Below are 4,930 nucleotides of genomic sequence, written 5' to 3'. Positions count from 1 at the left end.
AGCGGCTGCGCCGGCCTGACCCTCTACGTGACCATCCGCGAACTGCAACTGCTCCTCGCGACCTGGACCGGCGTGTGCCTGACCTGCCACCAAACGGTGAAACCCTTACACCGCAACAACCGCCACCGAACATAACAAAGTACTACTAGTCGTGCAGGCGTCAGGTCAACGTCGTGGCAGAAACGATCAACGGCTGCGCCGGCGGGCAGACCGCAGCCGAGATGACCCCTGCTGCGCCTTCCTGAACGCTAACCCAGACAGGACCTTGGACAAGTCCTGTCCAAGGTGAATTGGGGGAGCTCTTGCAGCTGATGAGGACCTTGAAATGACCGGTGCCGGACCAGCATCTGGTCCAGGAGCTCCGCAGCACGTAGTCGATGTTGGCGGCGGCGTTGGTGCACGCTGTCGGCGCGGCGGATGCTGGCGTCGAAGAGCTCACCGTCAACCCGGCGGCAGCCAGGGGAATGAGCGCTGCCACCGCCCCCGCTCGTCTGATGTTGCGTCCCATTCTGGTAACCTTTCCGTGCGGATCAGAGGTTGATCAACAGTCACTAGGGTTGGTCATCGGCGGGAATGTACGAGCACGCATAGTCTGACCAGGTGCGGCGGAGTGACACATGCCCAGCGGTTCGTCACCGTGCAGGGACACCTGAGTGATGGCCACCGGTGCCACGCTGCGAACCCCGGCCGACGGCTTGTCCGTCGTCGCCGGCGCGGCCGGAACCGCACCTTGGGCCGGTGCGGCCACCGCCGGTTGCACCCCAGCAGCATGGCGGCCAGCGTGGCTGCCACCCCGATGATCTTCAGTCTCTACACCGTGTCCCCCATCCTGGGCTGTGCCCCGAACGACTTGTGGAGTTCTCGTCGAGTGCTGCGCGTCGAGCCCCCGATCCTGGTGCGGTTCGGGGTCGTTCGTTCTCGACGATGTCCATCCGACCAGGCCGGAGCGTTGTTGCCCAGCCCCGTTCGCGCTTAACAACCGTCCGCCGGGTGGAGTAATTCGCCAGCGAGGAGCGAACCGCCTTCGGTGGCATCGGTGTATAGATGGATTCGGCGAGCGCGCGTCACCAGGGAGGGGTTATGCCGCGGCCTGAGCGGAAATTGACCGGGTCCAGTCCGGTTGCTTCATTGGCTTCCGGCTTGCGGGAGCTGCGTCGGCAGGCAGGCAATCCGGGATATCGGGAATTGGCCGCACGGGCCGGGTATTCGGCTCCGACGCTGGCCAACGCCGCTGGCGGGAAGCAACTGCCGAGCTTGGCTGTGACTTTGGCCTACGTACGGGCGTGCGGCGGTGACCCGATCGACTGGGAGCGGTTGTGGCGGCGAGCCGCCGCGAGTCACTCGCCGGCCGATGACGCGAATCCGCCTTATCAGGGACTTTTCAGTTACGAGGTGCATGACGGCGCCCGATACTTCGGGCGGGACGCGATGGTGGCGCAGCTTGTCCGGCTGTTGAGGAAGCGACGGTTTGTGGCGGTGTTCGGAGCCTCGGGCAGCGGCAAGTCCTCGTTGCTGCGTGCCGGGTTGGTTCCGGCCCTGTCCTCAGGTGCGGTTGGGCCCGGAGAACAGGGGCGAACCGTGGTGCTGATGACGCCAGGCCGCGACCCGGAAGCGGCGGCGCTGGCGGCGATCGGCTCCGCACCGGCCGGTTCCGGCCGGGTGCTCATCGTCGATCAGTTCGAGGAGGTGTTCACCCATTGCCTGGACCCGGCGCGGCGCCGTGCGTTCGTGGACCGGCTCGCCAGCCTGGTGACCGGTTCCGATCCGAGGGCCACGGTGGTGCTGGGAGTCCGCTCGGACTTCTACGCCCGCTGTGCGGATCTGCCGGTGCTGGCGGGGCTCCTGGCTGGGGCGAACGTTCCCGTCCCGCCGCTGACCGAGGACGAACTGCGTGACGTGGTCACCAAACCCGCGGCTCTGGTCGGGTTGACCGTCGAACGCGCCTTGGTGACGAAGATTCTTGCCGATGCGTCCGGGCAACCCGGTGCGCTGCCGCTGCTGTCCCACGCATTGCTGGAGACCTGGCGGCAGCGCCGCGGTGATGTGCTGGGCGTCACCGGCTATGAGGCCGCGGGCGGCGTGGCCGGCGCGATCGCCCAAACCGCGGAAACCCTCTACGACAGCTTCGACGACGACCAGCGCGACACCGCACGGCAGACGTTGATCCGGCTGGTCGCGTTCGGTGAAGGTGTCGAGGACACCCGCCGCCGGATCCCGCGCGCCGAACTGGACCTGCCCGGCATCGACTCCGTACTCGACCGGCTCGCCGCGGCCCGCCTCGTCGTACTCGGCGAGGACACCGTCGAGATCGCCCATGAAGCTCTCATCCGCGCCTGGCCACGACTGCAACGCTGGCTGACCACCGACCGGGAAGGGCTGCGTACCCACCGGCAACTCAGCGAGGCGACTCAGTCCTGGATGTCGCTGGACCGCGACCCCGGGGCGCTGTACCGGGGCGCCCGGCTCGCTGTTGCCCGCGAATGGGCCGCCCGCAACGCCGGGCGCGCCACCATGACCGCGACAGAGCGGGAATTCCTCGACGCATCCCTCGACCTGGCCGACCGGGAACGCGCCGCCACCACCCGCCGCCAGCGACAGCTCCGGTACCTCGTCGCAGCGTTGAGCGTGTTGTTGCTGGCCGCCGTCGGCGCCGGCACAGTCGCCCTCGTGCAACGCCGTGACGCGGTCGCGCAACGGGAAACCGCGGTCTCCCGGCAGCTCGCCGCCGAATCGCTCGGGCTGGCCAGCTCCGAGCCTGGCACCGCCATGCTGCTTGCCGCGCAGGCCTACCGCACAGCACCCACGACCGAGGCGCGCAGTGCCCTGCTCAGCATGTCGCCCTATCGAGGCCACTTCGGCAAACTCCTCGGTCACACCGGCGCCGTCTCCCAGATCGCCTACCTTCAGGACGGCAACACCGTGCTCAGCGTCGGCCGGGACCAGACCCTGTCCCTGTGGGACACCGGCCGACGCGCCAGAACAGCAACGCTCACCGGCCACCACACCTGGTTGACCGCCGCCGCCGTGAGCCCGGACGGGTACACGGCCGCCACCGGCGGGGATGACGACCGGATCGCGATCTGGGATCTCGACCACCGCACTCCCGTCGCGACCATGAACAGCCTCACCAAGCGCGTACAAGACATCGTGTTCAGCCCTGACGGCCGGATCCTGGCCACGACGGCCGACAACGAGGTGGTCCTCTGGGACGTGGCTCGACGCACGCGGTTGACCACGCTTTCAGGTCACACCGAAACCGTGCACACACTGGCGTTCAGCCCCGACGGGCGCACCCTCGCCACCGCCTCGGCGGACTCGACGGTGATCCTGTGGGACGTCACCCGCTCCACCCGGGTAGCCACGTTGACCGGCCACACCGACGGTGCGTACGCCGTCGCCTTCAGCCCGGACGGGGCCATCTTGGCCGTCGGCACCGGCGACACCACCGCGGTCATCTGGGACGTGCCCACCCGCACCCGGATGACCACCTTCACCCACCACAAGTCCGGACAGGTCATGGCACTGGCGTTCAGCCCCGACGGACGCACCCTGGCCACCGCCGGGGACGACACGGCGGTACTGCTGTGGGACACCCGCCACCGGGTCCTGAGGGGGCGGCTCAGCGGTCCCCGGACCGCTGTCTACACCATGGCGTTCAGCCCGCGCACCTCGATGCTCGCCGCCGGCAGCGAAGACGGCTCCATCCTCCTGTGGGACCCCGGCCAGCCTGCCGTCGCCGAACACCCGAAAATGGTCAGCGCTATCGCGTTCAGCCCCGACGGGCGCACCGTCGCCACCGCCAGCGGCAACCGGACGACCCTCTGGAACACCGCCGACCGCAGCCTCCGCGCGGTCCTCACCGATGGTGAGGTGTTCACCAATGCCGTCGCTTTCGGCCCCGACGGCCACACGCTGGCCACCGTCACCCAGCCCTCCCCCTGCTGCCCGGACGGCGCCGCCGGCAACATGCTCACCCTTTGGAACCTCGACACCGGCACACCCACCCGGCTGACCGGTCACACAGGCGCGGTACTCAACGTCGCGTTCAGCACCGACGGCCGCCGCATCGCCACCGCCAGCGTCGACCGGACAGTCCTCATCCGCGACGCCGCTACCGGCGCCGTGCTCAAGACCCTCACCGGGCACGCCGGACCCGTCAACGGCCTCCAGTTCAGCCCCGACGGGCGGCTACTGGCCACCGCCAGCCACGACCTGACCGTCAAGCTCTGGGACCCCACCACCGGTACCCAGCTCGCCGCTCTCACCGGCCACACCAGCTGGGTCAGAGCCGTCAAGTTCGGCACCGACGGGCGAACCCTCGCGACCGCCGGCCACGACCAGACGATCATCCTCTGGGACATCGCCACCCGCACGCGGCTGACGACGTTCACCGACCACGCCGACGCCGACTTCACCGGCGTGGCCTTCAGCCCCGACGGGCGCACCCTCGCCTACACCAGTGGCGAAGCCACCGTCACCCTCTGGGACACCGCGCGCCGAACCATCACAGCCCGCCTCACCGGCCACACCCAGCGCATCCACGCCGTCGCCTTCAGCCCTGACGGGAACACCCTCGCCACCGCCGGTTCGGACCAGACCCTGATCCTCTGGGACGTCGACCCGGGGCAGGCGATCACCCACCTCTGCACCGCGGCGATCCGAGACCTCACCCCGGACGAATGGCGCCAGTATCTGCCGTTCGCCCCCTACGCCCACACCTGCACGAACAGCCGGTGACAGCGCCACGTTCCGACGAAGGACTGGTCAAAAGATCCATGTCCGTCGCTATGGCGATCCGAACCCGGGTCTGCCCAGGGTCTGGTTGACACCTCATCTGTGAGGCTTCGGCCTCGCCTGGAAGGATGTCACCGTGCCCAAGCCCTACCCCCGTGAGTTCCGTGACGATGTCGTCGCGGTGGCCCGTCGCGGC

General features: G+C 68.7%; 1 protein-coding gene. It reads left to right on the top strand.

Annotated features, from left to right (window positions below):
* Positions 1-1,140: 1,140 nt before the first annotated feature.
* Positions 1,141-4,737, top strand: coding sequence for a PD40 domain-containing protein (locus tag I4Q55_RS48730; RefSeq protein ID WP_206797863.1), 3,597 nt, complete (start codon positions 1,141-1,143; stop codon positions 4,735-4,737).
* The last annotated feature ends 193 nt before the right edge of the window (positions 4,738-4,930 follow it).

The organism is Amycolatopsis sp. MtRt-6 (assembly GCF_017308975.1).
Classification (GTDB): domain Bacteria; phylum Actinomycetota; class Actinomycetes; order Mycobacteriales; family Pseudonocardiaceae; genus Amycolatopsis.
This window is presented reverse-complemented; position numbering and strand designations above follow the sequence as displayed.